The organism is Streptomyces sp. NPDC048483, from assembly GCF_040651455.1.
GTDB lineage: Bacteria > Actinomycetota > Actinomycetes > Streptomycetales > Streptomycetaceae > Streptomyces.
In genome coordinates this window covers 15,240-41,086 of sequence record NZ_JBEZJZ010000022.1, presented here as the reverse complement: position 1 = coordinate 41,086, position 25,847 = coordinate 15,240, and the positions used below count along the sequence as shown (strand labels likewise).

The following is a 25,847-nucleotide window of genomic DNA, read 5'->3' as shown; positions in this document are numbered from 1 at the left end:
GGTCGTGTGACGGCCGAGCGTCCTCATCGTTTCGGTCCGCGTGGGGCGGGGTGACTTAGCGGACGAGGAATGGTCCCGGTTGAGGCCGCACTTGCCGAAGAACGTGGGGCGGGGTGGGCGTGGGAAGGACCACCGCCAGGTGATCAACGGGACCCTGTTCCGGCAGCGGACCGGCATCCCATGGCGGGATCTGCCGACACGGTCCGGGAAGTGGAAAACGGTGCATGACCGGCATCGCAGGTGGTCAGCGGATGGGACGTGGGACAGGATTCTGCGGGCCGTCCAGGCCGACGCTGGCGCCGAGGGCTGCATCGACTGGTCGATGGTGAGCGTGGACTCCACGGTGTGCCGAGCTCATCAGCACGCCGCCGGAGCCCGCAGGCAGGCACCGCAGAAGCCCGGCGAGCGCACCCGGCCCGCCCAGCACCGTCCGGACGAAGCCCTCGGCCGCTCGCGGGGCGGGCTGACGGCGAAGATCCACTTGGCTGGTGAGGGCGGACTGCGGCCGTTGGCTGTGCTGGTCACGCCTGGGCAATGGGCTGACGCCCCGCAGATGATCCCGGTCCTGGAACGCATTCGCGTGGCGCGCCCGGCCGGCGGTCGTCCCCGCACCCGGCCGGACCACCTCAGCGGCGACAAACCGTATTCCTCGCGCTGCATCCGCCGTTACCTGCGCCGTCGGCAGATCAAGCACACCATCCCCGAACGGCGGGACCAGCGGGCTCATCGCCGGCATCGCGGAAGCTCGGGAGGCCGACCCGCCGGCTTCGACCGGACCCGGTATGCGCGGGGGAACGAGGTCGAGCGGATGATCAACAAGCTCAAGGGTCACCGGGCCATGGCAACGCGCTTCGACAAGAGGGCCTACATCTTCCAGGGCACCGTCACCGTCGCCGGGATCCGGCTCTGGCTCCTGCCGCGAACCGGGCCCGGCTCATCACTCGGTGCGTGACGACCGACTCACGGGTCGCCAGGCCGAGGGCCAGGCGACGTCCCGGTTGACCGGACTGGTTACCCCCAGACTGGCCCGTGCGCACTCGAGGTACCGGCGCTGTGCATCTCTGAACTCCAAGTACGCCTGTTCCCAGCTCTGTTCGACTTCCGTGGGCACGCCCCGCGCCAGGTGCTCCAGCCGCCACAGGCAGTGGTTCAGCGTCTTGGACGCGGTGTTCGTGTCCGTGTCTCCCAACAATTCGCAGGTCTCCCCCAGCGCGGAACGGCGGGCCTCAGCCGCGCCGAGCTCGGCGAGCACCTCGGCAGTGAGCTCCAGTGGCGCGGGACCAGCCACGAGCCCACGACCCGCAGCGATGCGCTGATAGCGGCCCGCAAGCTCTTTGACTGCGTGGATGTACTCGCCATAGGCGTCCAGACGCCGCCCGTCCCACCGCACGGACTGCTCACGCCGCCACTGCGCCCGGTCGTTCAAGCTGCTCACCAGGAACGACCCGACAGCGCCCAGCGCAACACCTACCAACGGAAGTATCTGTCCCGACAGACTCATAGAGGCCCCGATCACGTAGTCAAACGGTTCCTCCATTCTCCCGACGGGAGCCCAGCGAAGTTGGTGATGCTGTCACCCGCAACCACTGGTGACTCCTCGGACAGGCCCTGGCCGACGGCATCGGCAAAGCCGCGCCTACTCCACCGGCCTCCTACTACTGCGCCAACCCACCCCGTCCACCACCCCGAAACCCGCTAACGGACGCCCTTCCGATCTGGCGAGCGATCGACGCGACGAGTAGCCATGAAGCTCCTCCCCGCCAGCTGCGGGGATGGCCCCACCTCTCCGGGGGAGTCAGCCGCACCCGTCGGCTGTTCCGCTCGAGCAGCCGGGCGCCCAGCTCCTTCTCCCAACGGGCCACTTGGTGGCTGAGCGCAGACTGGACGACGTGGCGCCTCTCGGCGGCGCGGGTAAAGCTCGCGGCCTCCGTCACCGTGAGGACGTAGCGCATCTGCTGCAGATCCATTGAGCCATCGCGAAACACGATGGATCGGATGACAACCATGTGTTGGGCCCATGGATGCCTGCTCGGCGATGCTGAAGTCAACGGCGGGCCACGCAGTTGGCGAACAGCCACCGTCGCGGACCGGCGACGCTTGGGGCCGCCGGCCCTGCCGTACCACCACCGGCGCGCTGGCGTCTTCTCCCTCTTCGACTGCTGCTTGACGGGCTCTTGCGTCTCGGAAGACATGCCGGCGTGTTCCTCTCTGGGGCGGCGGGGCCACCGGATGCGGTCGGGGGTGGCTGGTTGGGCAGGCGCCGATGAGGATCAGGAAGATCCCGACGAGGATGAGGTGGTACACGACGATGCCGAAGTACGCGGCGGGGCCGCTGAAGCCGCTCTTGATGGTGAAGGACCATTCGGCGAGGCCGCAGATCGCCCCAAGGGAGCACAGGATCCGGCACGCCACCAGCCGGCCGGTTTCCAGCTCGGTGAACCGCGCGATGGCCCAGATGGGAGTGAAGACGACGAAAGCCTGCCACCAGGAGCCCTTTCCTTCCCCTCCCGTCTCTTCGGCTTTTGCCTCTTGAGGGGGGGTGATGCAACGCGCCCCGCGCGCACAGCGCCGGTCGCCGCACGCCGAGGCGTCCCAGCCTCGCCCGTCAGTGCCGGCCGCTACGGTGGCCCGCATGACCGATCAAAGCTTCTGGACCATGCCCGCGTCCGAGACGGTCCGCGGCTCCATGGTCCATGGCAACCTGACCGTCTTACAGCCGCCGTTCATCGTGGACACCACCGGCTTCCCCTCTCATGATCCGGCCCTGGCTGCCGCCTTCTGCGCGTCCCTGTCGAGCGTGGACGCGGTGCTGGAAGACCTCGGCCCCCGCTCGGCCGCCAACCCGCCGGTCTTCAGCACGGCCGCGGACCTGGACATCGTCCATGCCGGCGCCTGGGGCAACGCGCTGGCCGTATCCGACCCGGCGTTCGTCTCCGACGGCAACGACACCCCTCTCCTTGACGAAGCGACGGCGCTGCGTGAACGCTTCCCCGACGCGCGGATCGTGGGACGTGTAGAGGTCCACTGCGGAGCCACACACACCGAAGACCTCGTGTGGCTGCCTGACGGAACGATGTTCCACGCCGCCGGATGGCCCGGCGACGAACCGTTCGTTGTCTCCGGAGACCCCGCAGCGGTCCTCGCCGCCCTCGGCATGACACAAAAAGACCTCGACAACAACGACGACCTGGACGCCTTCATCGACCTGGACGACGACCCGAACCACATCGAATGGGGAGTGTTCGCCGGCCTGGCCCTGGGCGCCGCCGACCCGTGGGGCGTCCCCGGCCTGAACCTGTCGGCGCTGCGTGTGCGGCACACCGAGTCGGCCACGGCCGACATGGAAGGCTTGTACTTCATCGGCCGTTGACGGTCCGAACTTTCCTTCCCCCGCCCTGAGTTGACATAGCGTCACGGCCTTATCCCGTGCGCTTTCGCTGGCGCGTTCCCCTGGATGATCGATTCCAAGGGATCGGCTGCGCGCACAAGGGAAGGGAGCCCAACGTCGGTGTGTGAAGACAGAGTTGGACTCTCGTGCCACCGCACTCGATGTGAAGACCGACGACCTGCTGAAGGCATCATCGCATCTGGCGCCCTGGCGCCCTGGCGTCCGGCTATCGGCATCGTTTTGCAACTGACCGATGCCGAGCTGGCCACACTCGCGATGATGCAGGCCATGCCGGGCTTCACCTCCGAGGCAAAGTGGCTTCGCTACGCCCGCTTCCACCTGCGGCATCTCTTCCCCTGCCTGCCCAGGCAGCCCGGCTACAACAAGCGCCTGCGCAAGGCCGCCGAGCTGCCGCGGCGAGTGACCCGGCTGCCCGAACTCAACAGCCGCCCACGCAAAATGCTCGGCTGGCACACCCCAGCCGAGCGTCTCGCCAAGCTCCTGGCCACAGCCAGTTGATCAACACGTGTGGCAACGACCCCTGGAATTCGCCATCCGGCGGGGGCTTTGTCGTGTCGTGCCGGATCGCGAGCCGTGGTTACCGCGCGTCGGCTGTTGGGCGTTCAGCTCGGCCCGTCACGGGCCCCTCGCTGGCCCGTCACTGGTCCGGTTGCCGGCCCGGGAGGTCGAGCAGGGTGAGCAGCTGTTGGCGGGTGTAGGCGGCGGTCTGGGGGGCGTTGCGGGTGGTGGCGTCGACCGGGATGACGGTCCAGGGGGTGGCGGACAGGAGGCGCTGGGTGAGGGCGGCTTCTTGGCGGAGGTGGGTGGCGGCCGAGGGGAGGTCGTGGACGGCGCGGGTGCCGGGGGAGGTGTGGAGCTTGGTGAGGTACCAGTGCTCCCAGTCGGGGTCCTCGCGTTCGATGGCGCGGCGGAGGGCGGCGGTGGGGTCGTCGTGGACGTAGACGACGGTGACCTGGGCCGGGGCGAGCGCGGTGGTCAGGTCGCGGAGGGTGCGGGCGATGGAGGCTTCGTCGTGGCCCCAGGCGACCAGGGACGGGATGAAAGGGATCAGTGCGTCGGTGACCAGGACGTCCAGGCCGGCGGCGCGGGACCCGGTGACGTAGGCGCGGGTCGCGGCTATCAGGGTTTCGGGGCGGACGCTGTCGGTGCCGTCGGCGAATTCCTCGGCCACCGGGCGGAAGGCCGGGCGGGTGAGGATGTCGGGCTCCTGGAAGTGGTCGACCTTGGCGCCGCGGTCCGTTAACCAGGTGGCCAGGGTGCGGCAGAGGGTGGATTTTCCGACGCCGGGGCTGTTGCCGATCACCGAGATGAGGTGCAGGGGCGCCGGGGGTGGGGGTTGTGTCGTCATGGAGGGAGCTTTTCAGGGTGGGCAAGAGGGTGGGGAAGAGGGACAAGGGGGCGGAGAGTGCGGGGGGTTGTGGGGACGGGGTGGGGTGCGGGTGGGGCCTTGGGGGGGGGGGTGGGAGAAACGATTAGGTGTTGGTGGCGGTGTCGCGTACTGTTAGGTCTACCGACGCGGGGTGGAGCAGCTCGGTAGCTCGCTGGGCTCATAACCCAGAGGTCGCAGGTTCAAATCCTGTCCCCGCTACTGACGCCGCAGGCCCAGTGGATCTTGTATCCGCTGGGCCTGCGGCTTTTTTGCGTTCGGGGGCAGGGCGGCGGCCGGTCATGTGTGGGCCGGTGGTGGCGGGGACGTGTAGTGGGCGGCCGGGCCCGGGTGGGGTGGGGTCAGGTGGGAGTGGAGGAGGAGGTCGTCGTCGTAGTCGCCGGTGTTCTGGTGGCGGAAGGGGAGCGGCGTGGTGGTCGGGAGGGTGAGGAGACGGTCGCGCAGGCGGGTGGTGGCGGTCTCGTAGGCCTCGGGGGTGGTGCGGTCGGCGCCGGGGATCAGGAGGGGCGGGACGACGGAGATGCCGGTGTACCAGAGGGTGCCGTGCTGGAGGGGGAAGAGGAGGTCGTTGAGGTCGCCGTTGACGCCGCGCGGGCCGAGGGTGGCGGCGCGGGCCCCGGCGGTGACGACGACCATGGCGCGCTTGCCGGCCAGCTTGCCGTCGCCGTAGCGCTGCGGGCGGCCGGTGGCGGGGTCGGTGATGCCGAAGGCGAAGCCCTTGACGAAGACGCGGTCGAACCAGCCCTTGAGGATGGCGGGCATGCCGTACCACCAGAGGGGGAACTGGATGACGAGCGTGTCGGCCCAGGTGAGTTTCTGCTGTTCGGCGCGGATGTCCGGGCTCAAGTGGTCGGCGGCGTAGGCGCGTTCGGAGGCCTCGCCGATCAGGAGGCGGTCGGCCGGGTCGCGGCGGTAGTCGGCGGCGTCGACCAGCGGGTTCCAGTTCATGGCGTACAGGTCGGAGACGCGGTGCTGGTGGCCGTGGGCGTCGAGGGTGCGCAGGCCCTCGGTCTTGAGGGCGCCGCTCAGGGAGCGCCGGTCGGGGTGGGCGAACAGCCAGAGGATCTTCATGCGTCCACTGTCCGGGGTGGTCGGCGCAGGGAGGAGTGGCCAGATAGCCATTATGTGCAAGGATCGGGCCAAGGCGTCAGGGATGTGCGGAGGCAGGCCATGGGTGTGGAGGAGGGCGGGGCGGTGCTCCCAGGGGAGCGAGGGGAGTGGCTTCGGCGGCGGCACCGGGTGGCGGTGTTCGTACGGGAAGGGATGCTGCCGATCGAGGTGGGGATCGTGCACCGGATCTTCGGTGAAGCGCGGTCGGCCGACGGGGAGCCGCTGTACGAGCTGGTGACGTGCGCGATGGAGCCGGGGGAGGTGCGTACGGATACGGATTTCACGGTCAACGTGGCGCACGGGGTGGAGGCGCTGGAGGACGCGGACACGGTCGTCATGCCGGCCTCCGGGATGGACTACGGCCCGACGACGGAGCGGAGTGACGGGCGGCTGAGTCCGGCGATGGCGGATGCGCTGGCGCGGATCCGGCCGGGGACGCGGATCGCGTCAATCTGTACGGGGGCGTTCGTGCTGGCCGCGGCCGGGATGCTGGACGGGCGGCGGGCCACTACCCACTGGCGGTCGGTGGACGACTTCCGGCGGCTGTTTCCGGCCGTGGAGCTCGATGCGGATGTGCTGTACACGGATGAAGGGGACGTGCTGACGGCGGCCGGCGTTGCCTCGGGCGTCGATCTGTGTCTGCACATGGTGCGGTGCGATCACGGGGCGGCGGTGGCCAATGAAGTGGCCCGGCGGACCGTGGTGCCGCCGCACCGGGAGGGCGGGCAGGCGCAGTACATCCGGCGGCCGGTGCCGGAGCCGCAGGTGTCCTCCACCGGGGCGGCGCGGGCATGGGCGCTGGAGCATCTGGACCGGCCGCTGAGCCTGCGGGAGCTGGCGGCGCGGGAGGCGATGAGCGTACGGACCTTCACCCGGCGGTTCCGGGAGGAGGTCGGGATGTCGCCGGTGCAGTGGCTGACCCAGCAACGGATCGAGCGGGCACGGCAGTTGCTGGAGGAGACCCAGCTGAGCGTGGACCGGATCGCGGCGGAGGCCGGCTTCGGGACGGCGGCTTCGCTGCGGCAGCATCTGCAGACGGCGTTGGGGGTGTCGCCGCGGGCCTATCGGAGCACGTTCCGGGGGCCGGAGTTGCGGAGCGCCTGAGGGCCCCTGGCCGGGCCGGTGGCGTTGTCATACCCCCGTCGTACGCTGGCGGTGTGTGGCGATGTACGGGACCGCGCTGGTCAGGCCATGGATCGGGGGCCGCCGGGCAGCGGTACGAGCAGGGGCTCGGGTGGTATTGGGCCGAGCGGGGCGAGAGGGGGGTGCCCCCGGACGGGGTCTGGGGGAGGGTGAGCCCGCTTCCCGCCGGGAAGGTGCTGGCGTTCGCGGCGCGGGGTGAGCGGCGGTGTCTCGGGGTGCGGCGGGGCGGCCGGTGGACGGTGTGCCCGTATGCGGCGGTGCTCGACGGCGCGAGTGCGAAGGACCAGTGCGCGAGCTGCGCCCAGCTGGACCGCTCGCGGTCGGTGGCCGCGGACACCATGGCCGACGATCCGCGCCCGTACGGCGTCTATCTCGCGTACTTCGGTCCCGGGCTGCTCAAGGTGGGGATCACGGCCGCCGAACGGGGCCCGGCGCGGCTGGTGGAGCAGGGGGCCGTGGCCTACGCGTGGCTGGGGCGCGGGCCGCTGATGGCGGCGCGGCGGGCGGAGGCGTTGCTGGGGAGCGCGCTGGGGGTGCCGGACCGGTTGGGGAAGGCGGCGAAGCGGGCGGCGCGGGGGGCGTTGCCGGCGGTGGCCGACCGGGTCGCCGAGCTTGCCCAACTACACGATGCCTCACGGCAGTTGGCCGGGTGGCCGGAGACGCTGGAGCCGGTGGGGTTCGCGTGTGTCGACCATACGGAGGTGTTCGGGCTCGACCGTGTTCCGGGGGAGGTCGCGGAGCTGGGTGGTCTGGCGGCGGGGGCGGAGATTGTGGGGGAGGTGGTGGCCGGGGTGGGGTCGGATGTGTATCTGCGGCTGCGCGGAGCGGGGGAGGCGTCGGAGGGCGGGGCGGGGGTTGCGGTGCTGGATCTGCGGGTGTTGTCGGGGTGGGTGTTGGGGGTGGCGTCGGGGGTGGTGACGACGGTGCCTGTGCGGCGGGTGGGGGAGAGGGGGCGAGGTGTTGGTCAGGGGGGTGGAGGGATGGAGGGGGACCGTCAGGAGGGGCTGTTCTGAGGGGGAGCGGGGAGGGTGGGGGAGCCGGGGGAGGGGAGTGGGTGCGTTCTCCGGCGGGTGGTCTCTGCGCTCTGTGCTCTGTGGGGGTTCTCTGGTGGGGGTGGGGGCGGTTGGATGAGGGGATAGGTGCGAGGTGCAGGTATATGGCTGTGGCTGTAGCCGTGGCGGGAGTGGGAGGGGACGGGCGTGGTGGAGGTGCCGGATGCGGTGGAGGGGGATGCCCGGGTAGGCGATTTCTGGCGGGGGCTGGGGCTGCCGGGGTTGATCGATGTGCATACGCACTTCATGCCCGAGCGGGTGATGGCGAAGGTCTGGGCGTACTTCGACGCCGCCGGGCCGCTGGTGGGACGGCCGTGGCCGATCGCGTACCGGTACGAGGAGGACGAGCGGCTGGCGGTGCTGCGCGGGTTCGGGGTGCGGGTGTTCACCTCGATGATCTATCCGCACAAGCCGGGGATGGCGCAGTGGCTGAACGGCTGGGCGGCGGATTTTGCGGCCCGTACGCCCGATTGTCTGCGGACCGCGACGTTCTTTCCGGAGGACGGGGCGGCGGACTATGTACGGGCCGAACTCACGGGCGGGGTACGGGTCTTCAAGGCGCATGTGCAGGTGGGTGGGTATGACCCGGCCGATGGGGCGCTCGATGCGGTGTGGGGAGCCATAGCGGAGGCCCGTACGCCGGTTGTCATCCACTGCGGGTCGGGGCCGACGCCGGGCAAGCACACCGGGCCGGAGCCGATCGCGCGGCTGCTGGCCCGGCATCCCCGGCTCCGCCTGATCATTGCGCACTTGGGGATGCCGGAGTACACGGACTTTCTCGAGCTGGCGGAGCGCTATCCGGGCGTCCACCTCGATACGACGATGGCGTTCACCGATTTCGCGGAGCGGGGCGCACCGTTTCCGCGGGGGGAGCGTGGCCGGCTCGCGGATCTCGGCGACCGGGTGCTGTTCGGCAGCGACTTCCCGAACATCCCCTACGGGTATGTGCATGCCCTGGAGGCCCTGGTGCGGCTGGAGTTGGGGGACGAGTGGCTGCGGGGTGTGTGTTACGGGAACGGGGCTCGGCTGTTCGGGGTGTGAGGGCGGGCGGTGTGGTCAGTGGTGGCCGAGATGAGGGTGGAGACGAGGCGGGGCAGGAATTCGGCGCCTCGGCGGTCCTCGGCCCAGCGGGGGATCTGGAGGGGGCCGATCTTGTCGATGGTGTGTCCCTCGAGGGCCAGGACGTAGGCGAGGGCGAGGAGCGCCGCGCGGGTCGAGTGCGTGCCACGAGAGGGAGCGCAGGGGCCAGGTGGTGTCGGAGTCGGAGGGCTGTATGGCTCAGGCTTCCGCGGGCGCGGGCGCGGGCGCGGGCTCGGCGGTCAGGTGGGACAGGGCGGTCCGCAGGCCCGCCAGGGTTGCCTCATCCGTGATGCGTTCCGTGGTGGGGTCGACCTTCGGGCCGATGGCGGGAATTTCGACGCAGGCGGAGGCGATGACGTCGGCGCTCATCGTCCGTAGCGTCTCGCGGAGTTGGGCGTTGGCGTGGTCGCCGCCGGTGGGGAAGGGCGACGCGGTGATCACCGCGGTCGGCTTGTCGACACATTCGCCGCTGCTGACCAGCCAGTCGAGGGCGTTCTTGAGCACACCGGGGACGCCGTGCGCGTACTCCGGGCTGACGATGAGGATCGCGTCCGCGGCCGCGGCGGCCGTACGGAGGGCGGCGACGGGGGGTGGGGGCGTGGCGTTCTCGCCGTCGAGGTCCGGGTTGAAGTGCGGGAGCGCGCCGATGTCCGCGGTGGTGGCGGGGCCGTCGTGGAGGGCGAGGGCGGAACGCAGGACGGCGCCGTTGGAGGAGCGGGCGCGGAGGCTCCCGGAGAGGGCGAGAAGTCGCATGGGGTGACGGTACGGGTTGACGTCGGGGGCAGGGCGAGGGGTCTGGGTGTGGGGGAGGGTGCAGAAACCCGCACGAGAAGGGGGCGCCGGGGGGTGTTTCGCTGGTCAGGTCGATTGTCAGTGGTGGGTGCGATGCTGAGGGAGTGGTGATCGGGCTGGACCGCGCGGGGGGCGGCCCAGGCCGGTCGCGCACGGGGGGCGGGGTGGCGGTGACGGGGTGATGAGGGGCGGGAGTGGTGTGGGGTGGGTGGGGGACGGTCCCCCGGGGGAGGGGAAGAGAGAAGTGGGTGCGTCGCCCCGGGCCTCCCCAATTCTCAGGAGATTCACAGAAACCCGAAAGGGAGCTTTCACGAGCGCGGGTCATGCTCACGGCCATGACCGTGACTTCGTCGTCCTCAGCGCCGTCCGCCGCCGGGCCCTCCGTGGCGCCCCCCGCGCGCGGGGGTTCCGTAAGTCCGTCCGCCAAGGGTGCCGTGGCGCGCGGGCCCGCCAAGCGGTCCGAGCTGCTGCGGGCCGACGGGAGCCCGGTGCGGGTGCTGGTCGTGGACGACGAGTCCTCGCTGGCCGATCTGCTGTCGCTGGCGCTGCGTTACGAGGGCTGGGACATCCGGGCCGAGGGGGACGGGGCGGGTGCCCTGCGGTGTGCGCGGAGCTGGCGGCCGGATGCGGTGCTGCTCGATGTGATGCTGCCGGACATGGACGGGCTGACGGTGCTGGGGCGGCTGCGGCGGGAGCTGCCGAACGTGCCGGTGCTCTTTCTGACGGCCAAGGATGCCGTCGAGGACCGTATCGCCGGGCTGACGGCGGGCGGCGACGACTACGTCACCAAGCCGTTCAGCCTGGAGGAGGTGGTGGCCCGGCTGCGCGGACTGCTGCGCCGGGCCGGGGCGGCAGCCGCGCGCACCGAGTCGCTGCTCACGGTCGGCGATCTGGTGCTGGACGAGGACAGCCATGAGGTGTGGCGGGAGGGGCAGGAGATCCACCTGACCGCCACCGAGTTCGAGCTGCTGCGCTATCTGATGCGTAATCCGCGGCGGGTGCTGAGCAAGACGCAGATCCTGGACCGGGTGTGGAGTTATGACTTCGGCGGGCAGGCGAATGTCGTCGAGCTGTACATCTCCTACCTGCGGCGGAAGATCGATGCCGGGCGGGCGCCGATGATTCACACCAGGCGCGGTGCGGGGTATCTGATCAAGCCGGGTGCGTAGTGCGGAAGAGCTCCGCGCCCGCTCTCCGTGGGCGCTGGACGCTGCGGACCCGGCTGGTGGTCTCGGCGGTCGCGCTGATCGCCGTTGTCGCGGCCGTCATCGGTACGGTCACCAGCATCGCGCTGCAGTCGTATCTGCAGGGCCAGTTGGACGGCGAGGTCGCCGACGGCCTGGTACGTGCCCAGTTGCCGCGTCACGGGCCGGTGGCCGGTCCGAACCTCGATTTTGTGGCGATGGGCGGGACGCCGATCGGGACGGTTGGCGCGCGGTTCGGGCCCGACGGGGTGATCGAGGACGGTGCGAAGAGCAACAACTCCGCCGGCCGGCTGCCGTCCGAGCGGCAGGACGGCCTGAGCGGCGCGCAGGCTGCGACGCTGGCCCGTGTGCCGCGGGACGGGGCACCGCACACCGTCGAGATGCCGGGCCTCGGCGACTACCGGGTGCGGTCCTCCAAGGACGGCACGCTCGTGCTCGGGATGCCGCTCCGCGACGTCGACGGCACGGTCGCCAGGCTCATCCGCGTCGAGGCATGGGTGACGGTCGCCGGGCTGGTGGCGGCCGGGATCGCGGGCGCCGCCATGGTCGGGGTCGCGCTGCGGCCGCTGCGCCGGGTCGCGGCCACCGCCACCCGTGTCTCCGAACTCCCCCTCCACCAGGGCGAGGTGGCGCTGCATGTCCGGGTGCCGGCGGCCGAGGCGGATGCCCGTACGGAGGTGGGGCAGGTCGGTGCGGCGCTCAACCGGATGCTGGGGCATGTCGCCTCGGCGCTCTCGGCGCGGCAGGAGAGCGAGACGCGGGTGCGCCGTTTCGTCGCCGATGCCAGCCATGAGCTGCGGACGCCGCTGGCTTCGATACGGGGCTATGCCGAGCTGACCCGGCGCGGGCGGGAGCGGCCGGGGCCGGAGACCCGGCATGCCCTGGGGCGGATCGAGTCCGAGGCGGAACGGATGACGGGGCTGGTGGAGGACCTGCTGCTGCTTGCCCGGCTCGATTCCGGACGCCCGCTCTCGTACGAGAGCACTGATCTCTCGGCGTTGGTCGTGGATGCGGTGAGCGATGCGCGGGCGGCCGGCCCCGGTCACCGGTGGCGGCTCGAGCTGCCCGGCGATCCGGTGCTGGTGCACGGCGACGGCGGCCGACTGCACCAGATCCTGGTCAATCTGCTGGCCAACGCCCGTACGCATACGCCGGAGGGGACGACGGTGACGGCCCGGGTGCGGGGCCCGGAGGGCCGAGGCCGAGTCTCCGCCACCGGGGCGTCCGCCACGATGGCGTCCGCCACGATGGCGCCCGCCACGATGGCGCCCGCCACCAGGGCGCCCGCTGCCCCTGCGCCCGCCGTCCGTCTGGAGGTGCAGGACGACGGGCCGGGGATCCCGCCCGCACTGCTCCCGCATGTCTTCGAACGGTTTGCGCGGGGCGATGCGTCGCGATCGCGGGCCGCCGGGAGTACGGGACTGGGGCTGGCCATCGTGCAGGCCGTGGTCGGCGCGCACGGCGGCACGGTGGCCGTCGAGAGCGTCCCCGGCCGGACGGTCTTCACGGTGACGTTGCCGATGGCGGGCCCGGAGGCGGAGGCGGAGGCGGTGACGGCGGTGGCGGCCGAGGCGGATGCCGCGACGGTGGCCGAGATGGCGGCTGAGACGGCGCCCGGGACGGAGGCGCCGACTGCGGGCCGGGGCGCACCCCGGCTGTGACTCACAGCCCGGCCACAGCCTCACCACACCCCCGTGACAGTCCAGTTGGCGAGTGTCGCCGTCATGACGACGACACCGCCGGCCCCCACGCCGCCCCTCCGCCCACCACTGGGCTCCCTGCCGCCACGCGAGCATCTGCGCCTCGGCCAGACCGAGACGGTCCTCGACGTCGTGATCCCCGTCTACAACGAGGAGACCGACCTCGAACCCTGCGTACGGCGGCTGTACGCCCACCTCGCCCGCACCTTCCCGTACGGATTCCGGATCACCATCGCCGACAACGCGAGCACCGACCGCACCCCCGAGGTGGCCGCCCGGCTCGATGACGCGATCGACGAGGTCACGGCCGTACGGCTGGAGCAGAAGGGGCGCGGCCGGGCGCTGCGCACCGTATGGGCGCTGTCCGAGGCGCCGGTGCTGGCCTATATGGACGTCGATCTGTCCACGGATCTCAATGCCCTGTTGCCGCTGGTCGCGCCGCTGATTTCCGGTCACTCCGATCTGGCGATCGGCTCCCGCCTCAGCCGCAGTGCGCGGGTGGTGCGCGGACCGAAGCGGGAGTTCATCTCGCGCACCTACAACCTCATCCTGCGCGGTTCGCTCGCCGCACGGTTCTCCGATGCGCAGTGCGGATTCAAGGCCGTACGGAGTGATGTCGCCGCGCGGCTGCTGCCGATGGTGGAGGACACCGGGTGGTTCTTCGACACCGAGATGCTGGTGCTCGCGGAGCGGGCCGGGCTGCGGATCCACGAGGTGCCGGTGGACTGGGTCGATGACCCCCGCAGCACCGTGCACCTCGTGCGGACGGCGACCGACGACCTCAAGGGTGTCTGGCGGGTGGGCCGGGCGCTGGCCACCGGGCGGCTGCCCCTGGACCGGCTCGCCCGCCCCTTCGGCGACGATCCGCGCGACCGCGAGCTGACCGGCATACCGGGCGGACTGGCCCGCCAGCTGGTCGGCTTCTGTGTCGTCGGGGCCCTGAGCACCCTGCTCTACTTGGGCCTCTACTCCCTCTTCCGACTGGGAGCGGGAGCCCAACTGGCCAATGTCGCCGCCCTGTTGGTGTCCGCCCTCGGCAATACGGCCGCCAACCGGCGGCTCACCTTCGGGGTGCGGGGCCGGGACCGGGCGGTCCGCCACCAGGTCCAGGGGCTGGTCGTCTTCGCCATCGGGCTGGCCCTGACCAGCGGCTCCCTCGCCGCCCTCGACGCCGCCACCGAAAACCCTTCGCACGGCACCGAACTCGCCGTCCTGGTGGCCGCCAACCTCGCGGCGACGGTGCTGCGCTTCCTGCTCTTCCGGGCGTGGGTGTTCCCGTACGACCCGAACCACCCGAACCACCAGAACGACCGCGACGACCGCGACAACTGCGACAACCGCACCAGGAGCGCCCGATGACCCCGCACCACCCCGATCCGGCGGCCCGGCCGCAGGACCCCCGCTGGGCGCGCCCCGCCCTGCTGGCACTCCTGGTGGCCACCGCCGTGCTCTACCTCTGGAACCTCGGCGCCAACGGCTACGCCAACCAGTTCTACTCGGCCGCCGTACAGGCCGGCAGCGAGAGCTGGCAGGCGTTCTTCTTCGGCTCCTCCGACGCGGCCAACTCCATCACCGTCGACAAGCCCCCGGCCGCCCTGTGGCCGATGGCGCTGTCGGTGCGGCTCTTCGGGCTCAGCTCCTGGGCGATCCTGGTGCCCGCGGCGCTGATGGGCGTCGCGTCGGTCGGTGTGCTCTACGGGGCCGTACGGCGGCGGTTCGGCGCCGCGGCGGGGCTGCTGGCGGGCGGGGTGCTGGCGCTGACGCCGGTCGCGGCGCTGATGTTCCGCTTCAACAACCCCGATGCGCTGCTGTGCCTGCTGATGGTGTGCGCGATCGCGGCGGTGCTGCGGGCCCTGGAGGACGGCCGGACGAAGTGGCTGCTGTGGGCCGGGCTCTGCTTCGGGCTGGGCTTTCTGACCAAGACCCTGCAGGCCTGGCTGATCCTGCCGCCGCTGACCGTGGTCTACGCGTGCTGTGCGCCGGTGGCCGTACGCCGCCGGTTCGGCCAGCTGCTGCTCGGCGGGCTGGCGATGGTGGTGTCCGGCGGCTGGTGGGTGGCGGCCGTCGAGCTGTGGCCCGCGTCCTCGAGGCCGTACATCGGCGGCTCGCAGCACAACAGCTTTCTGGAGCTGACCTTCGGCTACAACGGGTTCGGGCGGATCAGCGGCAATGAGACCGGGAGCGTGGGCGGTGGCGGTGGCGGCGGCCGCGGTGGTGGTGGCTGGGGGGAGACCGGGATCACCCGGCTGTTCTCGGCCGACATGGGCGGCCAGATCTCCTGGCTGCTGCCCGCCGCGCTGATCCTGCTGGTCGCGGCCGTGTGTGTGCTGTGGCGGGCGCGGCGCGCCGTTGCCGCCGAACAGGTCGCTCAGCGGGCGGAGTTCCTGGTCTGGGGCGGTGCGCTGCTGATGACCTTCGTGACCTTCAGCTTTATGTCCGGGATCTTCCACCAGTACTACAACATCGCGCTGGCGCCCTATATCGCGGCGTTGGTCGGCATGGGCGCCACGCTGCTGTGGCGACGTGGCGGGCTGCTCGCGTCGCTCGTCCTCGCCGGGACGGTCGCGGTGACCGCCGGCTGGTCGTATGTGCTGCTGAACCGTTCGCCGAACTGGCTGCCGTGGCTGCGCTGGACGGTGCCGGCGCTCGGATTGCTGGCGGCGCTGGGCGTGCTGCTGGTGCTCCGTAAGGGAGCGGCGGTACGGGACGGAGCGGCGGTACGGGGCGAAGCGGCGGACGGAAGCGGGGCCGCGGGCGGAAGGGGAGCCGCGGAAGGAAGGGGAGCCGCGGCAGTCACGCGCTCCCGCCTCGCTGCGCTCGCGGCCGGGCTCGCTGTGGTGACCGCGCTGGCCGGCCCGTTCGCGTATCTCCTCAACACGGTCAACACCGCCAAGGGCGGCTCGATCATCACGGCCGGGCCGCAGGTCCAGGGCTCCTTCGGCGGGCCGGGCGGCGGGTTCCCCGGCGGGATGCGGTACGGCGGCCCGGGGCGCGCCGGCAATGTCCCGGGCGGGCCGCAGGGCGGACCCCAGGGCCAGACCCAGGGCGGGCCGCAGGGCCAGGCCCCGGGTCAGGCCCAGGGCCAGGCCGCGGGCCAGCAGCCCAAGGGCCGTCAGCAAGCCTTCCCCGGCGGAACGGCGGGCGGCCCCGGCGCCGGCGCCGGACCTGGCGCCGGCCCCGGCACGCGCGGAACCGGCCGTACGGGTGGCCGCATGGGCGGCATGGGCGGCCTGCTCAACGGTGCCAAGGTCGGTGCCCGGGCCAAGGCGCTGCTGGAGCGGGACGCGGACCGCTACACCTGGGCCGCCGCGGCGATCGGTTCGCAGAACGCCGCCGGTTACCAACTCGCCACCCAGAAGCCGGTGATGGCGATCGGCGGCTTCAACGGCAGTGACCCGTCGCCGACCCTCGCGCAGTTCCAGCAGTACGTCGCGGACGGGAAGATCCACTACTTCATCGGCGGCGGCCGGGGCGGCTCCGGCGGACCCGGTGGCGGCAAGGGCGGCTCGTCGAAGATCTCCACCTGGGTGGAGAAGAACTTCAAGAAGGTCACCGTCGGCAGCGCCACCTTCTACGACCTGACGCGGCAGGCCTGACGCGGAGGAAGCGGCCCCGCGGAGCGTGACGCCGCAGAACCCGGCCCCGAACAAATGAAATGTACGGCGTATAACACTCCCTGTACGGTGTAAGTCTCATCCCGGCCGCACCGTACAGGGAGCCCGTATGCCCCGAGTGACCTCCCACGCCACCTCCCCCTCCTCCGCCACCCCGCTCCAGCCACCCGGCCGCAACGCCGCCCGCTGGCTGATACTCGGGGTCATCTGCCTGGCCCAGCTCACCGTCGTCCTCGACAACACCGTCCTCAACGTCGCCATCCCCTCCCTCACCAAGGAGCTGGACGCGACCACCGCCGACGTCCAGTGGACGATCAGCGCCTATTCCCTCGTCCAGTCCGGCCTGCTGCTCACCGCCGGCAACGCCGCCGACCGCTACGGCCGGAAGAAGATGCTGGCCATCGGCCTGGCGCTGTTCGGTGTCGCCTCGCTCGGCGCCGCCCTCGCCCAGTCCCCCGCACAGCTGATCGCCGCCCGCGCCGCGATGGGTGTCGGCGGCGCGCTCCTGATGACCACCACCCTCGCCGTCGTCATGCAGATCTTCGACGACGCCGAGCGCCCCAAGGCCATCGGCATCTGGAGCTCGATCAACTCCCTCGGCTTCGCCGCCGGCCCGCTGATCGGTGGCACGCTCCTCGACAACTTCTGGTGGGGCTCGCTGTTCCTGGTCAACCTCCCCGTCGCAGTGATCGCGCTGATGGCCGTCATCGCCCTCGTCCCCGAATCGAAGAACTCCAGCGGCGACAGGCCCGACCCCCTCGGCGCCCTGCTCTCCGTGATCGGCATGGTGGGCGTCGTCTACGCGATCATCACCGGCCCGGTGTCCGGCTGGCTCTCGACCCAGGTCCTGCTCTCCGCCGCCGTCGGCATCATCGGCCTCGCCGCCTTCGCCCTGTGGGAGCTGCATATCCCGTACCCCATGCTGGACATGCACTTCTTCCGTAACCGCCGCTTCATCGGCGCCGTCTCCGGCGGCATCCTCGTCGCCTTCGGCATGGGCGGCTCGATGTTCCTCCTCACCCAGCACCTCCAACTGGTGCTCGGCTACGGTCCGTTGGAGGCGGGGCTGCGGATGGCGCCGCTCGCCGTCACCGTCATCCTGATCAACTTCACCGGCCTGGGCGCCCGCCTGATGCCGCGGCTGGGCACCCCCGGAACGATCGCCTCCGGGATGACGCTGCTCGCGGCCGGCCTCGCCGCCATCTCCCTCCTCGGCGGGGACGGCTACGGCGGCATGCTGACCGGCCTGATCGTGATGGGCCTCGGGGTCGCGCTCGCCATGCCGGCGATGGCCAACGCCGTCATGTCCGCGATACCGCCCGCCAAGGCCGGCGTCGGCGCCGGCGTCAACGGCACGCTGATGGAGTTCGGCCAGGGCCTCGGCGTCGCGGTCCTCGGCGCGGTCCTCAACTCCCGCTTCGTGGCGCTGCTTCCGCTGGTCGCCGCCGGTGCCGGATCGCTCCCCGCGGCGCTCGCCCGGACCCGTACGGACGCCGAACGGACCGCCGTCCAGGACGCCTTCGCCGACGGCATCGGCACCAGCCAGCTGGTCGGTGCGGCCGCGGTGTTCCTCGGCGGGCTGCTCGCCGCGCTGCTCCTGCGCCGCGCCGAACGGACGGGCCAGGAGGCCGGGACGCCGTCCGCACCGGACCCGTCCGCGGCCCCGGCGCAATAGCATCGATCACGACACAGACACCGATCACGCACGATGAGCAGGGAGAGAGGCGCCATGGCAGCGACGGACGGCCGCGCCAGGAAGCGACCGACGCACCCGAACAGCGTCTGGCTGACCGACCGCCCCCCGCTCAAACGCAAGGCGGACCAGCCGGCCGGACTCGACCTCGACAAGATCATCGCGGCGACGGTCCGGCTGCTGGACGCCGAGGGCCTGGCGAAGTTCTCCATGCGCCGGCTCGCCGCCGAAATCGGCGTCACCGCAATGTCCGTCTACTGGTACGTCGACACCAAGGACGATCTGCTCGAGCTGGCCATCGACGCGGTCGCCGGCGAAATGCCCCTCCCCGACGAGTCGGACGCCGCCGTCGACTGGCGCGACCAGCTCCGCCTCCTCGCCACCGGCTACCGCGACATGCTGCTCCGCCACCCCTGGGCGGCCCGGCTCCTCGGCGAGTTCATCAACGTCGGCCCGCAGGCGACGGCCTTCGCCAACGCCACCTTGCGGACCATGCGCCACAGCGGCCTGAACCCGGAAAACACCTCCGGCGCCCTCGCCTCCGTCTTCCACTTCGTCTACGGCTTCGCCACCATCCGCGCCCTCCACGAAGCCCGCTGCCGCGCCGCGGGCATCGGCCTCGACGACTACTTCGCGCAGGTCGTCGCCGCGATCTCGGACCGCCCCGAATTCGCCGAGACGATGGAACTGTCCGTTCGGGCCGCGTACGCCGGCGAGGGCCTGAGCGCGCTGGAGATGCTCGACCGGGACTTCGCGTTCGCCCTGGATCTGCAGATCGCGGGGATCGAGGCGATGCGGGAGCGGGGCTAGGCGTTCTGTCCGAAGGCCGGTCGCCCTCGCCGCCGCCGGCCGGTCTGCGGGGACAGCAGGCTGGTCTCGTCACCCGCGGGGGCCGGGGTGCGCTTCCCCGCCGAGCCGTTCCCCGCCATGGTCTGCCCGGAACGCGACGCCCAGATGCTCGCCCGCCACCTGCGCCGCACCCTGGGCCGGGATGCGGTGACCGTGCTCCATGCCGCTTTCCCTCCCTTCAGCGGCGAGGACTTCGCCCTCTACCTGGACCGCCTCCCCGGCACGTACACCTTCCTCGGCGTCCGCGCCCCAGGCGCACCCGTCACAGCCGGCTACCCGCACTACCCCGACTTCGCCCCGGACGAGCGTGCCATCGGCGTCGGCGTACGAGCGATGGCGGGCTGGATCGCGGAGCGGACCCACGTCGCGCTCCCGTGTTCCGGGGCACTGGGGAGCGGTCGGCGAAGTGCACAAGGCCAAGGTGAGTAGGGGTACTCAAGCCGAAGCCCTGCCCGCTCCCGAGAATGGATCCGTAAGCGCCGCAAGCGCAGCGAAAGACATCTGAGGGGGAGTCAGCGGCATGACGAATACTGCCTTTGGCGTGCCGCACCAGGCCCGTCCGGCCGGCGAAGTGGCCTGGCCATGGGTGGTGTGGGGGGTGTTGCAGCTGCTGGCCGCCGCCCCGATGCTGATGATGATGGCGGGCAACGGCTTGGTGACCGGCCTCATGGCGCTCGGCGTCGGCGCATACGGGGGCGTGGTGGCCATGGTGCTGATGCTGATCTCGGGGCCGGTGCTTGGCCTGGCGGTACCGGCCCTGATGCTGCTGGTGCCGGCGGTGCGCCGGGCGAACCGGTACGCGCTCTTCGCGCTGCATGCCACCGGCCTGCTGTGCGGGACAGCGATCGAGTTCTTCCTCTGGGTCGTCCCGGCGATGGGCTGAGCCCCGAGGCCAGGCGCTGTCACCGCATCTGCCACATCAAGGCGGGCTGGTCACCGGACCTGTGGCCGGGCCATGCCACCCCCTGCCGGTCCACGTGGTCTCCGTTGTGGTGTTCGGCCCGCGCGCACGGACGGGGGTTGTTGCTCTCCACGGGCCGGGTGGCGCCGCAGAGTGGGGGGTGAGGGGGCAGCGCGTGGTGTGACGGCGGATCGGGCATGTCAGCCGGCCGCCACAGACACGGGGACGGTGCGCCGGCCCGGCGAAACCTCGACGCCGTGAATGCGACTCGGGCCGACGTCGATACCGCGGAGGGCCATGTCGAGGGCCCAGCGCCGTTCTGCCTGCGCGATCCGCTCGGGGTCGTTGGCCTGCGGGACGTGGGGCTCGAGGACGTACGGCCGTACGGGGACGGGGAGTTCGTCGAAGGGTGCGTCGACGGCCGCCTCCTGCGCGTAGGGGCTCTTGTGGCGCGGCAGGGCGAGGGGGCGCGGCCGCGGTGCGGGGCCGGGCGCCGGAGCGGGGGCCGCGGCGCGGTGCCGGCCGTTCGCCGGGAACAGTCGCTCGGCCCAGCGGATCAGGGCCAGGGCCGGACGAGGGCCTGCTCCGCCCGCTACGGGAATCAGGAGAAGTACGAGACGCCCCAAAAGGCGCACGGTAAGGTCACGCACGTCTTCAGCTCCTTGGAAAGCTGTTGGCCATGCCCCCGGACCCGGCCAGGTCGCGGGGGTCTTGCGAGGGGTGGGACGGTTCTCACGCGCTCCAGGAGTGCTCCGGATCATCGAGCCAGACGGCCTGCCCGTCTCCCGTCACGGTGAGCCCGAACCGCTCCGGTCCCGGCCTGCCGCGCTCCTCCCACCACCGGTACGCGGCCTCCGCCTCGTCCCACAGCCGCCGCGGCCCCGACTGCCAGACGCGCGCCGCGTCCCCGTCGCGGAACCAGACGCACGCCCAGGACCGATCGTCCACCCCGTACAGCCAGACCGGACGGGCACCGTCGCGCTTCTCCGCGATGACCTGCCGACACCGCGGTACGCGCAGCCCGAGGACGAATCGCTGGGGCGCGAACGGCTCCCCCACGAACTCCGTCTCCGTGACCGTCGTGGACGTCTCGTCCCCCTCGGCCACGCTGCCGGTGACGTACGCGGAGTGGACCGGGTGCGCCGCCCGCTGTGCCCGCAGCTTCATGAACTCCACGGGCCCGGTGAACCGTCCGCGGGCGCTGCGCCCGTCCGGCGCGACGACCAGCCGGGCCACCGCGTCGCCGTTCCCGTAGTGCGTCCCCCAGGGGGCGACGATGACGCCGCCGGGCCGGCACTGCTCCACCCAGCTGTACGGGATGGACCGGAGCCCGCAGGTGGCGATGATCCGGTCGTACGGCGCGGCGTCGGGGTACCCGTGCGACCCGTCTCCGTGCACGACCTGTACGGCCAGGCCCAGCCGCTCCGCCGTCGCGCGGGCGGCCGCGGCCACGGCGGCGTCCACCTCCACCGTGACCACGTTTCCGGGGCCCGTACGGTGCGCCATGAGTGCCGCGTTCCAGCCGGTGGCGGTGCCGATCTCCAGTGTTTTGTGGCCGGGCCGCAGGTCCAAGTCCTGAAGCATCCGGAAGACCACGGAGGGCATGGACGCGGAGCTGGTGGGCGCCTCGCCCGGTTCGGTCGCCGTGTGCGCGCCGTCGTCCCACTGGGTGACGATCGGCACGTCGGCGGCGTCCGCGTACTCGTGCCATCTCGCGGGAGCGTCCGGCTTGTTGACGGCTACGCTCCGCCCGGCCGCCATGTCGAACGGCCAGATCAGATCGGGCAGGAAGGCGGATCGGGGTAGGGCGGCATAGGCCGGGGCCCAGTCCGGAGGGAGGGCGCCGACGGCCGTCAGGGCGCGCCCCAGCTCGGTGTTGCCGGGGCGCTCGTCGGGTGTGTTGGTGGTCGTCACTGGTCAGGCGGCCTTCGGGGGGTTGGGGGTACCGGGGCCGCCATCGGGGGTGGGCGGCTGGTGGGGGCCGGGGTAGGGCTCTCCGGGGAGTTTGTCGCCGCCGTCGTCGTGGCGCAGGACTGTGTTCATGCGTGCTTCCTTTCGGAGGTGACGGGGGTGTCGTCGTGGTGGGGGTGACGTCGTAGCAGGACCCGGTGGTCTACGGCCTTGGACCGGTCGCCGATGTTCAGGGCGGCCGCCAACTGGACCTTGAGGTCGTCGCATTCGGGGCAGGAGTGTTCGCTGCCCTCTTGCTCAGCCATCCGAACTCCTCACTATATGTGGCCGGTTGGTGACAAGAATGGGGCCAGGGTGGGTACCGTGGAAGGACTTTGGCGCCCGACCAAGGCCGTGGGCGAAATGGCATATGCGCACTTGCCCGGCCTGCGGGGACGTCGTTTCCGCTGCACGCGATCAGACCTTTGGTCAGGGGGAGTTGTGAAGGAACGAGAGAGTGTTGACGCAGAGGAACCCCGGCGCCGCTTCGCCGAGGAGTGCCGCAGTGGCAGGGAGCTTTACCCGAGAAAGCGGCTGAACCAGGCCGAGTTGGCCCGAATGCTCCGGACGTCGAAGTCCACAATCGGACGTGTGGAGACATGCGTCGGCCCGATCCCGCCGGACCTCCCGTCCTTGCTGGACCAGGTGTTTTCGACGGACGGGCTGTTCAAGCGGCTGTACGAGGAGATCGTGGCGCAGTCCTTCCCGGCGCAGTACCGGCGACGGGTGGAGCTGGAAAGGGAGGCAATTGTCGTACGGGAGTGGTCCCCGACGGTCGTGCCGGGGCTTCTTCAAACCGCGGACTACTCCCGCACGCTCCTTCGTGGTGGGGCACCACGCGCGAGCGAGGAGGAGATCAAAACGAACGTCGCCGCGCGGCTGGCCCGCCAGGACATCCTGAAGCGGGACGCGCCGCCGGACCTACGCGTCGTACTCTGCGAGACCGTGATCAGCCGACGAATTGGCAGTCGCGAGATCATGTGTGAGCAACTATCCGCGCTGTTGACCCACGGCGCCAAGGCGACTACGCGGATTCAGGTGTTGCCATCGGACGCGGAGGCACATCTGTTCATTGACGGCGCAGCCACGTTCCTCACAGGGTCAAACCATGTGACACGCGTCTGCGTCGAGGCGTACCGTACGGCGGCGACCATCGACGAGCCAGAGCATGTCAGGGAAGCGCTGCGTGCCTACGATTTCCTGACGGGGGAGGCGCTTTCGGCCCGGGAGAGCGCACGCCTGATCAGAGGACAGATGGAGGCGCTGAGGTGACCAGAAACCCTGCCGCTCGCGAATGGGTCAAGTCCAGTTACAGCGGTGCCGAGCACGGCAGCAACTGCCTCGAATGGGCCCCCGCCGCCATTGCCACCGGCTCCGTCCCCATACGGGACTCCAAGAACCCCGGCCCGGAGCTCCGCTTCTCGGCGGACGCCTGGGCGTCCTTCGTCCGCCGGGTCCGGCGGGACGGCGGCGTCGCCGCCCTCTGATGGCCGTCGATTCACAAGGGCGGGGCCTCGTGTCGGGGGCCCGGCCCGTGTGCGTAGTCCCGTATTCATCCCGCGGCTACACCGCCACCCGCACCGTCCGCACCCTCCATGCGAAACGCGGAGTGCCCGTCCCTGTCCCCCGACGGCACCGGCCTCGTGCCCGGGAAGCGCGTCAACGGCCTCTCCCCCGATGCCTGTTGGCGCCGCTATGCCCTGAATCTGCGTACCCTGCGTGCGCCCCCGGCGCAGGCGCTCCGCCCGCCTGTCATAGCTTGGCCCGCGAGATGTCATGGTTCCGTGACACGGCCGTTTCGGCTTCCGCTTTCATGTCATGATCATGGCGATCTCATCGATCACCACACCGCTCGCTGGGCCCAACGGGAGAACGCTCGTGTCACTTCGCCAGACCGCCACCATCGCTTTGCTGACCGCCAGTGCCGCACTGGCGCTAACGGCCTGCGGACCTAAGGACGATGCCGCAGGCGCCGACAGCTCGCCGAGTGCGTCGGCCCCGGCCGACGCTGCGGGCGGCCCGTCTGCCGGAGGCGGCTCCCAGTCCCCCTCTCCCACTGCGGGCGGCTCGTCTGCCGGAGGCGGCGACCAGTCGGCGTCCCCCTCTTCCTCCCCCTCCTCCCCCTCCTCCGATTCTTCTCCCTCCGGCTGCGGCCTGAAGCCGGGCCACAAGGTGGTCCGGCTGGACAGCATCTACGGTGCAGACGCCAAGATGAGCGCCCACGACACCAAGTGCGACCCGAACATGCCCACGGGCTCCGGCTCCGGCCAGTGGAAGCCCACGAAGGAGTGGAAGGAGGGATACCGCCTGGCGGACACGGTCAAGGCGAAGCTCATGCGCACGGGCGGCTCGCTGTCGCCCGCCTCCAGGGAGGAGGCCATCCAGGAGATCATGCTCTGCACTGCGGACGACAAGCCCTCCTCCACCAAGTACGGGCTGTGTGAGGAGAATAAGTACGACATCGTCGTGGACGCCAAAGGTGTGATCACCGAACTGACGCAGCTCTTCGACGTCTGAGCCAGGACGGGCCAAAGGCCACCGGGCCGGGCCCCCGACGGGAGGCCCGGCCCGAGTGAACCGACGATCAATGCACAGCTACAGCTACAGCTACAGCTACAACTACGGCTTGACCAGCAGGATCGAGTTGATCGGCGTGAGGTCCTTGTCGACGTAGTAGCCGGGCTGGAGGAAGCCCTGGCAGTCCCCCGTGCCGTTGTAGCCCGTGCAGGTGCGTGCCGTCGCGCCCCCGGTCTGGTTGTTGAGGACGTAGTGCTGCCCGGTCTGGTTGCTGAGGTTGTGGGCGCCGTAGCTGTAGAAGGTGAGCGACGGGCGGTCGCCGTTCCACCCGGTGTTCTGCGGGTAGACGCACACGGCCCCCGACGGGCAGCCGTGCAGGGTGCCTGCGGCCTGGGCGGCACTGGCGCTGGTGGCGCCGACGGTGGTCAGGGCGCCGGCCGCGAGTGCGAGCGCCGCGGCAGCCTTGGTGATCTTTCGCATGGTTCTTCCCCCTAGTGGTCTGGTTGCACGAAGTGCCGTACAGACCCCCGGCCGCGTCCGGCGCGAGGGGCTGAACTGCCTTCGCGACAGGCAGTTTGCCCGAGACGCCCGGGTCGCACCATGTATTCGTTCTGGGTCGAAATCGTGCGCGGAAGCGCCGGTTGTGTGATAGGCGACGGCCGCCGCCGCTCACGACGCCGGTGGGACTGTCAGTGATCGCGTGTAGCGTCGACGAAGCTGAGATGGCACGGTGCGGACGAGGGGGAAGTGTGGACGTTGAGGCGTGGGTAGCTGCGGCCAAGAACCCGACGGCGGAGTGGCTGGAGTCCTGTTTCGGGGCGGGTTCGCTCTGGCGGCCCCGGGAGGCGGAGCTGCCGGAGCTACTGCAGCACGAGGCAACCAGGAAGTTCCTGACCACGGTTGGCTTCCCCGCGGTCCGGATCGACTGGTTGCTGGAATGCATCGACTTCGACTCAAGTGGGATCAAGGAAGCGGACGGGCCGTGGGCGGAGGACCCGGACGAGCTGTTCGGGCGACGCACGCCTGACGACGACTCCCCGCTGACGAAGTACGCCTTCGGGTTCGGTGAGTGCAGCGGGTGTTCACTGATGCTGGACGGCGTGACCGGAGATATCGTCCTCTACGATCCGAACGGCTGGGACCACGCCGCAGGCTACGCCGGACAGGCGCACTCCTCCCTGCCGATCCTGGCAGGGGCCCTGGGGCTGGCCACCAAATTCAGGGAGCCGTTCGAGGGACCGAAGCCGCTGGAGGTGCTCGGGGTGTTCCGGCAGGCGATCGAGGCCCTCGACCCAGGGGTCGAATCCGCCCTGTGGGAGAAGGTCCTCGAAACGCTGGAGGAGGAGTACGAATTGGCGGCGGAGACGGAGTGACGGCGGAGATGGAGTGACGACCGAGACGGGCTGAGGCCCGCGGCGGATCGTCGACTCCGGCGTGCGTGCGTC

General features: G+C 70.9%; 25 protein-coding genes, 1 tRNA gene and 4 pseudogenes. 20 read left to right on the top strand and 10 right to left on the bottom strand.

Annotated elements, in window-relative coordinates; translation table 11 throughout:
• The first annotated feature begins 40 nt into the window (after nucleotides 1-40).
• Nucleotides 41-952, top strand: coding sequence for an IS5 family transposase (locus AB0D04_RS14590; protein ID WP_362702839.1), 912 nt, complete (start codon nucleotides 41-43; stop codon nucleotides 950-952).
• Here AB0D04_RS14590 and AB0D04_RS14585 read toward each other — a convergent pair.
• Together AB0D04_RS14585 and AB0D04_RS14580 are read right to left on the bottom strand one after the other, a co-directional pair.
• On the bottom strand, nucleotides 938-1,537 hold the full coding sequence (locus tag AB0D04_RS14585) for a hypothetical protein (RefSeq protein WP_362702837.1): 600 nt from the start codon (nucleotides 1,535-1,537) through the stop codon (nucleotides 938-940). The two genes, AB0D04_RS14590 and AB0D04_RS14585, sit on opposite strands and share 15 nt — an antisense overlap.
• A gap of 256 nt (nucleotides 1,538-1,793) precedes the next feature.
• A pseudogene (locus AB0D04_RS14580) lies at nucleotides 1,794-1,967 on the bottom strand (LysR family transcriptional regulator); the annotation flags it as partial.
• Between the two features lie 665 nt (nucleotides 1,968-2,632).
• Here AB0D04_RS14580 and AB0D04_RS14575 point away from each other — a divergent pair.
• Both AB0D04_RS14575 and AB0D04_RS14570 read left to right on the top strand, forming a co-directional pair.
• Nucleotides 2,633-3,370 carry a DUF6333 family protein gene (locus AB0D04_RS14575; protein ID WP_362702835.1) on the top strand — a complete coding sequence of 246 codons (738 nt, stop codon included), beginning with the start codon at nucleotides 2,633-2,635 and terminating at the stop codon, nucleotides 3,368-3,370.
• Nucleotides 3,371-3,512: 142 nt separating this feature from the next.
• Nucleotides 3,513-3,799 (top strand): annotated as a pseudogene (locus tag AB0D04_RS14570) (IS982 family transposase); the annotation flags it as partial.
• A 247-nt stretch (nucleotides 3,800-4,046) separates the two neighbouring features.
• On the opposite strand, the gene AB0D04_RS14565 reads toward AB0D04_RS14570, so the two are convergent.
• Entirely contained in the window at nucleotides 4,047-4,757 is a 711-nt protein-coding gene (locus AB0D04_RS14565) for a hypothetical protein (protein WP_362702833.1), read from the bottom strand.
• A 166-nt stretch (nucleotides 4,758-4,923) separates the two neighbouring features.
• Between AB0D04_RS14565 and AB0D04_RS14560 the strand changes: the two genes are divergently transcribed.
• Nucleotides 4,924-4,997 (top strand) — tRNA-Met (locus AB0D04_RS14560).
• A gap of 78 nt (nucleotides 4,998-5,075) precedes the next feature.
• Here the strand turns inward: AB0D04_RS14560 and AB0D04_RS14555 are convergent.
• On the bottom strand, nucleotides 5,076-5,867 hold the full coding sequence (locus tag AB0D04_RS14555) for an NAD(P)H-dependent oxidoreductase (protein ID WP_362702831.1): 792 nt from the start codon (nucleotides 5,865-5,867) through the stop codon (nucleotides 5,076-5,078).
• 99 nt (nucleotides 5,868-5,966) lie between these two features.
• On the opposite strand from AB0D04_RS14555, the gene AB0D04_RS14550 reads away from it, so the two are divergent.
• The 3 genes from AB0D04_RS14550 to AB0D04_RS14540 all read left to right on the top strand — a co-directional run bounded on the left by AB0D04_RS14550 (nucleotide 5,967) and on the right by AB0D04_RS14540 (nucleotide 9,142).
• On the top strand, nucleotides 5,967-7,010 hold the full coding sequence (locus tag AB0D04_RS14550; protein WP_362702830.1) for a helix-turn-helix domain-containing protein: 1,044 nt from the start codon (nucleotides 5,967-5,969) through the stop codon (nucleotides 7,008-7,010).
• 188 nt (nucleotides 7,011-7,198) lie between these two features.
• Complete coding sequence (locus AB0D04_RS14545) at nucleotides 7,199-8,062, top strand: DUF2797 domain-containing protein (RefSeq protein ID WP_362702829.1); 864 nt, start codon at nucleotides 7,199-7,201, stop codon at nucleotides 8,060-8,062.
• Between the two features lie 186 nt (nucleotides 8,063-8,248).
• On the top strand, nucleotides 8,249-9,142 hold the full coding sequence (locus AB0D04_RS14540; RefSeq protein ID WP_362702828.1) for an amidohydrolase family protein: 894 nt from the start codon (nucleotides 8,249-8,251) through the stop codon (nucleotides 9,140-9,142).
• Between the two features lie 237 nt (nucleotides 9,143-9,379).
• Here the strand turns inward: AB0D04_RS14540 and AB0D04_RS14535 are convergent, their stop codons facing one another.
• Complete coding sequence (locus AB0D04_RS14535) at nucleotides 9,380-9,934, bottom strand: NADPH-dependent FMN reductase (protein WP_362702826.1); 555 nt, start codon at nucleotides 9,932-9,934, stop codon at nucleotides 9,380-9,382.
• Nucleotides 9,935-10,407: 473 nt separating this feature from the next.
• On the opposite strand from AB0D04_RS14535, the gene AB0D04_RS14530 reads away from it, so the two are divergent.
• From AB0D04_RS14530 to AB0D04_RS14495, 8 genes and pseudogenes are all read left to right on the top strand, one after another.
• Nucleotides 10,408-11,142 carry a response regulator transcription factor gene (locus tag AB0D04_RS14530; RefSeq protein WP_362702825.1) on the top strand — a complete coding sequence of 245 codons (735 nt, stop codon included), beginning with the start codon at nucleotides 10,408-10,410 and terminating at the stop codon, nucleotides 11,140-11,142.
• Complete coding sequence (locus AB0D04_RS14525; RefSeq protein WP_362702824.1) at nucleotides 11,142-12,839, top strand: HAMP domain-containing sensor histidine kinase; 1,698 nt, start codon at nucleotides 11,142-11,144, stop codon at nucleotides 12,837-12,839. Before AB0D04_RS14530 ends, AB0D04_RS14525 begins: the two co-directional genes overlap by 1 nt.
• Nucleotides 12,840-12,902: 63 nt before the next feature.
• Nucleotides 12,903-14,237 carry a bifunctional glycosyltransferase family 2/GtrA family protein gene (locus AB0D04_RS14520; RefSeq protein WP_362702823.1) on the top strand — a complete coding sequence of 445 codons (1,335 nt, stop codon included), beginning with the start codon at nucleotides 12,903-12,905 and terminating at the stop codon, nucleotides 14,235-14,237.
• Nucleotides 14,234-16,474: a glycosyltransferase family 39 protein gene (locus AB0D04_RS14515; RefSeq protein WP_362702822.1), complete on the top strand. Its 2,241-nt coding sequence runs from the start codon at nucleotides 14,234-14,236 to the stop codon at nucleotides 16,472-16,474. Before AB0D04_RS14520 ends, AB0D04_RS14515 begins: the two co-directional genes overlap by 4 nt.
• A 127-nt stretch (nucleotides 16,475-16,601) precedes the next feature.
• Complete coding sequence (locus AB0D04_RS14510) at nucleotides 16,602-18,167, top strand: MFS transporter (protein ID WP_362702821.1); 1,566 nt, start codon at nucleotides 16,602-16,604, stop codon at nucleotides 18,165-18,167.
• 54 nt (nucleotides 18,168-18,221) lie between these two features.
• A complete protein-coding gene (locus AB0D04_RS14505) occupies nucleotides 18,222-18,995 on the top strand; it encodes a TetR/AcrR family transcriptional regulator (protein ID WP_362702819.1) in 774 nt (257 codons plus the stop codon).
• Nucleotides 18,996-19,052: 57 nt separating this feature from the next.
• Nucleotides 19,053-19,463: pseudogene (locus AB0D04_RS14500) on the top strand (amidohydrolase); the annotation flags it as partial.
• A gap of 91 nt (nucleotides 19,464-19,554) precedes the next feature.
• Complete coding sequence (locus AB0D04_RS14495; protein WP_362702818.1) at nucleotides 19,555-19,917, top strand: hypothetical protein; 363 nt, start codon at nucleotides 19,555-19,557, stop codon at nucleotides 19,915-19,917.
• 218 nt (nucleotides 19,918-20,135) lie between these two features.
• Here the strand turns inward: AB0D04_RS14495 and AB0D04_RS14490 are convergent, their stop codons facing one another.
• From AB0D04_RS14490 to AB0D04_RS14475, 4 genes are all read right to left on the bottom strand, one after another.
• A complete protein-coding gene (locus AB0D04_RS14490; protein ID WP_362702816.1) occupies nucleotides 20,136-20,585 on the bottom strand; it encodes a hypothetical protein in 450 nt (149 codons plus the stop codon).
• 82 nt (nucleotides 20,586-20,667) lie between these two features.
• The gene (locus AB0D04_RS14485; protein ID WP_362702815.1) at nucleotides 20,668-21,849 is read right to left on the bottom strand and encodes a methyltransferase domain-containing protein; all 1,182 of its coding nucleotides are present in this window, start codon (nucleotides 21,847-21,849) and stop codon (nucleotides 20,668-20,670) included.
• A 3-nt stretch (nucleotides 21,850-21,852) separates the two neighbouring features.
• Complete coding sequence (locus AB0D04_RS14480) at nucleotides 21,853-21,978, bottom strand: hypothetical protein (protein WP_362702814.1); 126 nt, start codon at nucleotides 21,976-21,978, stop codon at nucleotides 21,853-21,855.
• Nucleotides 21,975-22,151, bottom strand: coding sequence for a hypothetical protein (locus AB0D04_RS14475; RefSeq protein ID WP_362702812.1), 177 nt, complete (start codon nucleotides 22,149-22,151; stop codon nucleotides 21,975-21,977). The genes AB0D04_RS14480 and AB0D04_RS14475 overlap by 4 nt, the downstream gene beginning before the upstream one ends.
• 175 nt (nucleotides 22,152-22,326) lie before the next feature.
• Between AB0D04_RS14475 and AB0D04_RS14470 the strand changes: the two genes are divergently transcribed.
• The 4 genes and pseudogenes from AB0D04_RS14470 to AB0D04_RS14455 all read left to right on the top strand — a co-directional run bounded on the left by AB0D04_RS14470 (nucleotide 22,327) and on the right by AB0D04_RS14455 (nucleotide 24,402).
• Nucleotides 22,327-23,157: a DUF5753 domain-containing protein gene (locus tag AB0D04_RS14470; RefSeq protein WP_362702810.1), complete on the top strand. Its 831-nt coding sequence runs from the start codon at nucleotides 22,327-22,329 to the stop codon at nucleotides 23,155-23,157.
• Entirely contained in the window at nucleotides 23,154-23,372 is a 219-nt protein-coding gene (locus AB0D04_RS14465) for a DUF397 domain-containing protein (protein WP_362702809.1), read from the top strand. The genes AB0D04_RS14470 and AB0D04_RS14465 overlap by 4 nt, the downstream gene beginning before the upstream one ends.
• Before the next feature lie 89 nt (nucleotides 23,373-23,461).
• Nucleotides 23,462-23,606: pseudogene (locus AB0D04_RS14460) on the top strand (TolB-like translocation protein); the annotation flags it as partial.
• Nucleotides 23,607-24,096: 490 nt separating this feature from the next.
• On the top strand, nucleotides 24,097-24,402 hold the full coding sequence (locus AB0D04_RS14455) for a hypothetical protein (protein WP_362702807.1): 306 nt from the start codon (nucleotides 24,097-24,099) through the stop codon (nucleotides 24,400-24,402).
• 102 nt (nucleotides 24,403-24,504) lie between these two features.
• On the opposite strand, the gene AB0D04_RS14450 is transcribed toward AB0D04_RS14455, so the two are convergent.
• Nucleotides 24,505-24,882: a hypothetical protein gene (locus AB0D04_RS14450; protein ID WP_362702805.1), complete on the bottom strand. Its 378-nt coding sequence runs from the start codon at nucleotides 24,880-24,882 to the stop codon at nucleotides 24,505-24,507.
• A gap of 269 nt (nucleotides 24,883-25,151) precedes the next feature.
• Between AB0D04_RS14450 and AB0D04_RS14445 the strand changes: the two genes are divergently transcribed.
• The gene (locus tag AB0D04_RS14445) at nucleotides 25,152-25,775 is read left to right on the top strand and encodes an SUKH-4 family immunity protein (RefSeq protein WP_362702804.1); all 624 of its coding nucleotides are present in this window, start codon (nucleotides 25,152-25,154) and stop codon (nucleotides 25,773-25,775) included.
• Nucleotides 25,776-25,847 lie beyond the last annotated feature (72 nt).

What these genes read in the sequence shown, in the direction of transcription:
- AB0D04_RS14585 (WP_362702837.1), bottom strand. Translation starts at nt 1,537, where the DNA reads ATGGAGGAACCGTTTGACTACGTGATCGGGGCCTCTATGAGTCTGTCG.
- AB0D04_RS14575 (WP_362702835.1), top strand. Translation starts at nt 2,633, where the DNA reads ATGACCGATCAAAGCTTCTGGACCATGCCCGCGTCCGAGACGGTCCGC.
- AB0D04_RS14565 (WP_362702833.1), bottom strand. Translation starts at nt 4,757, where the DNA reads ATGACGACACAACCCCCACCCCCGGCGCCCCTGCACCTCATCTCGGTG.
- AB0D04_RS14555 (WP_362702831.1), bottom strand. Translation starts at nt 5,867, where the DNA reads ATGAAGATCCTCTGGCTGTTCGCCCACCCCGACCGGCGCTCCCTGAGC.
- AB0D04_RS14550 (WP_362702830.1), top strand. Translation starts at nt 5,967, where the DNA reads ATGGGTGTGGAGGAGGGCGGGGCGGTGCTCCCAGGGGAGCGAGGGGAG.
- AB0D04_RS14535 (WP_362702826.1), bottom strand. Translation starts at nt 9,934, where the DNA reads ATGCGACTTCTCGCCCTCTCCGGGAGCCTCCGCGCCCGCTCCTCCAAC.
- AB0D04_RS14520 (WP_362702823.1), top strand. Translation starts at nt 12,903, where the DNA reads ATGACGACGACACCGCCGGCCCCCACGCCGCCCCTCCGCCCACCACTG.
- AB0D04_RS14515 (WP_362702822.1), top strand. Translation starts at nt 14,234, where the DNA reads ATGACCCCGCACCACCCCGATCCGGCGGCCCGGCCGCAGGACCCCCGC.
- AB0D04_RS14510 (WP_362702821.1), top strand. Translation starts at nt 16,602, where the DNA reads ATGCCCCGAGTGACCTCCCACGCCACCTCCCCCTCCTCCGCCACCCCG.
- AB0D04_RS14505 (WP_362702819.1), top strand. Translation starts at nt 18,222, where the DNA reads ATGGCAGCGACGGACGGCCGCGCCAGGAAGCGACCGACGCACCCGAAC.
- AB0D04_RS14495 (WP_362702818.1), top strand. Translation starts at nt 19,555, where the DNA reads ATGACGAATACTGCCTTTGGCGTGCCGCACCAGGCCCGTCCGGCCGGC.
- AB0D04_RS14480 (WP_362702814.1), bottom strand. Translation starts at nt 21,978, where the DNA reads ATGAACACAGTCCTGCGCCACGACGACGGCGGCGACAAACTCCCCGGA.
- AB0D04_RS14475 (WP_362702812.1), bottom strand. Translation starts at nt 22,151, where the DNA reads ATGGCTGAGCAAGAGGGCAGCGAACACTCCTGCCCCGAATGCGACGAC.
- AB0D04_RS14455 (WP_362702807.1), top strand. Translation starts at nt 24,097, where the DNA reads ATGAGCGCCCACGACACCAAGTGCGACCCGAACATGCCCACGGGCTCC.
- AB0D04_RS14450 (WP_362702805.1), bottom strand. Translation starts at nt 24,882, where the DNA reads ATGCGAAAGATCACCAAGGCTGCCGCGGCGCTCGCACTCGCGGCCGGC.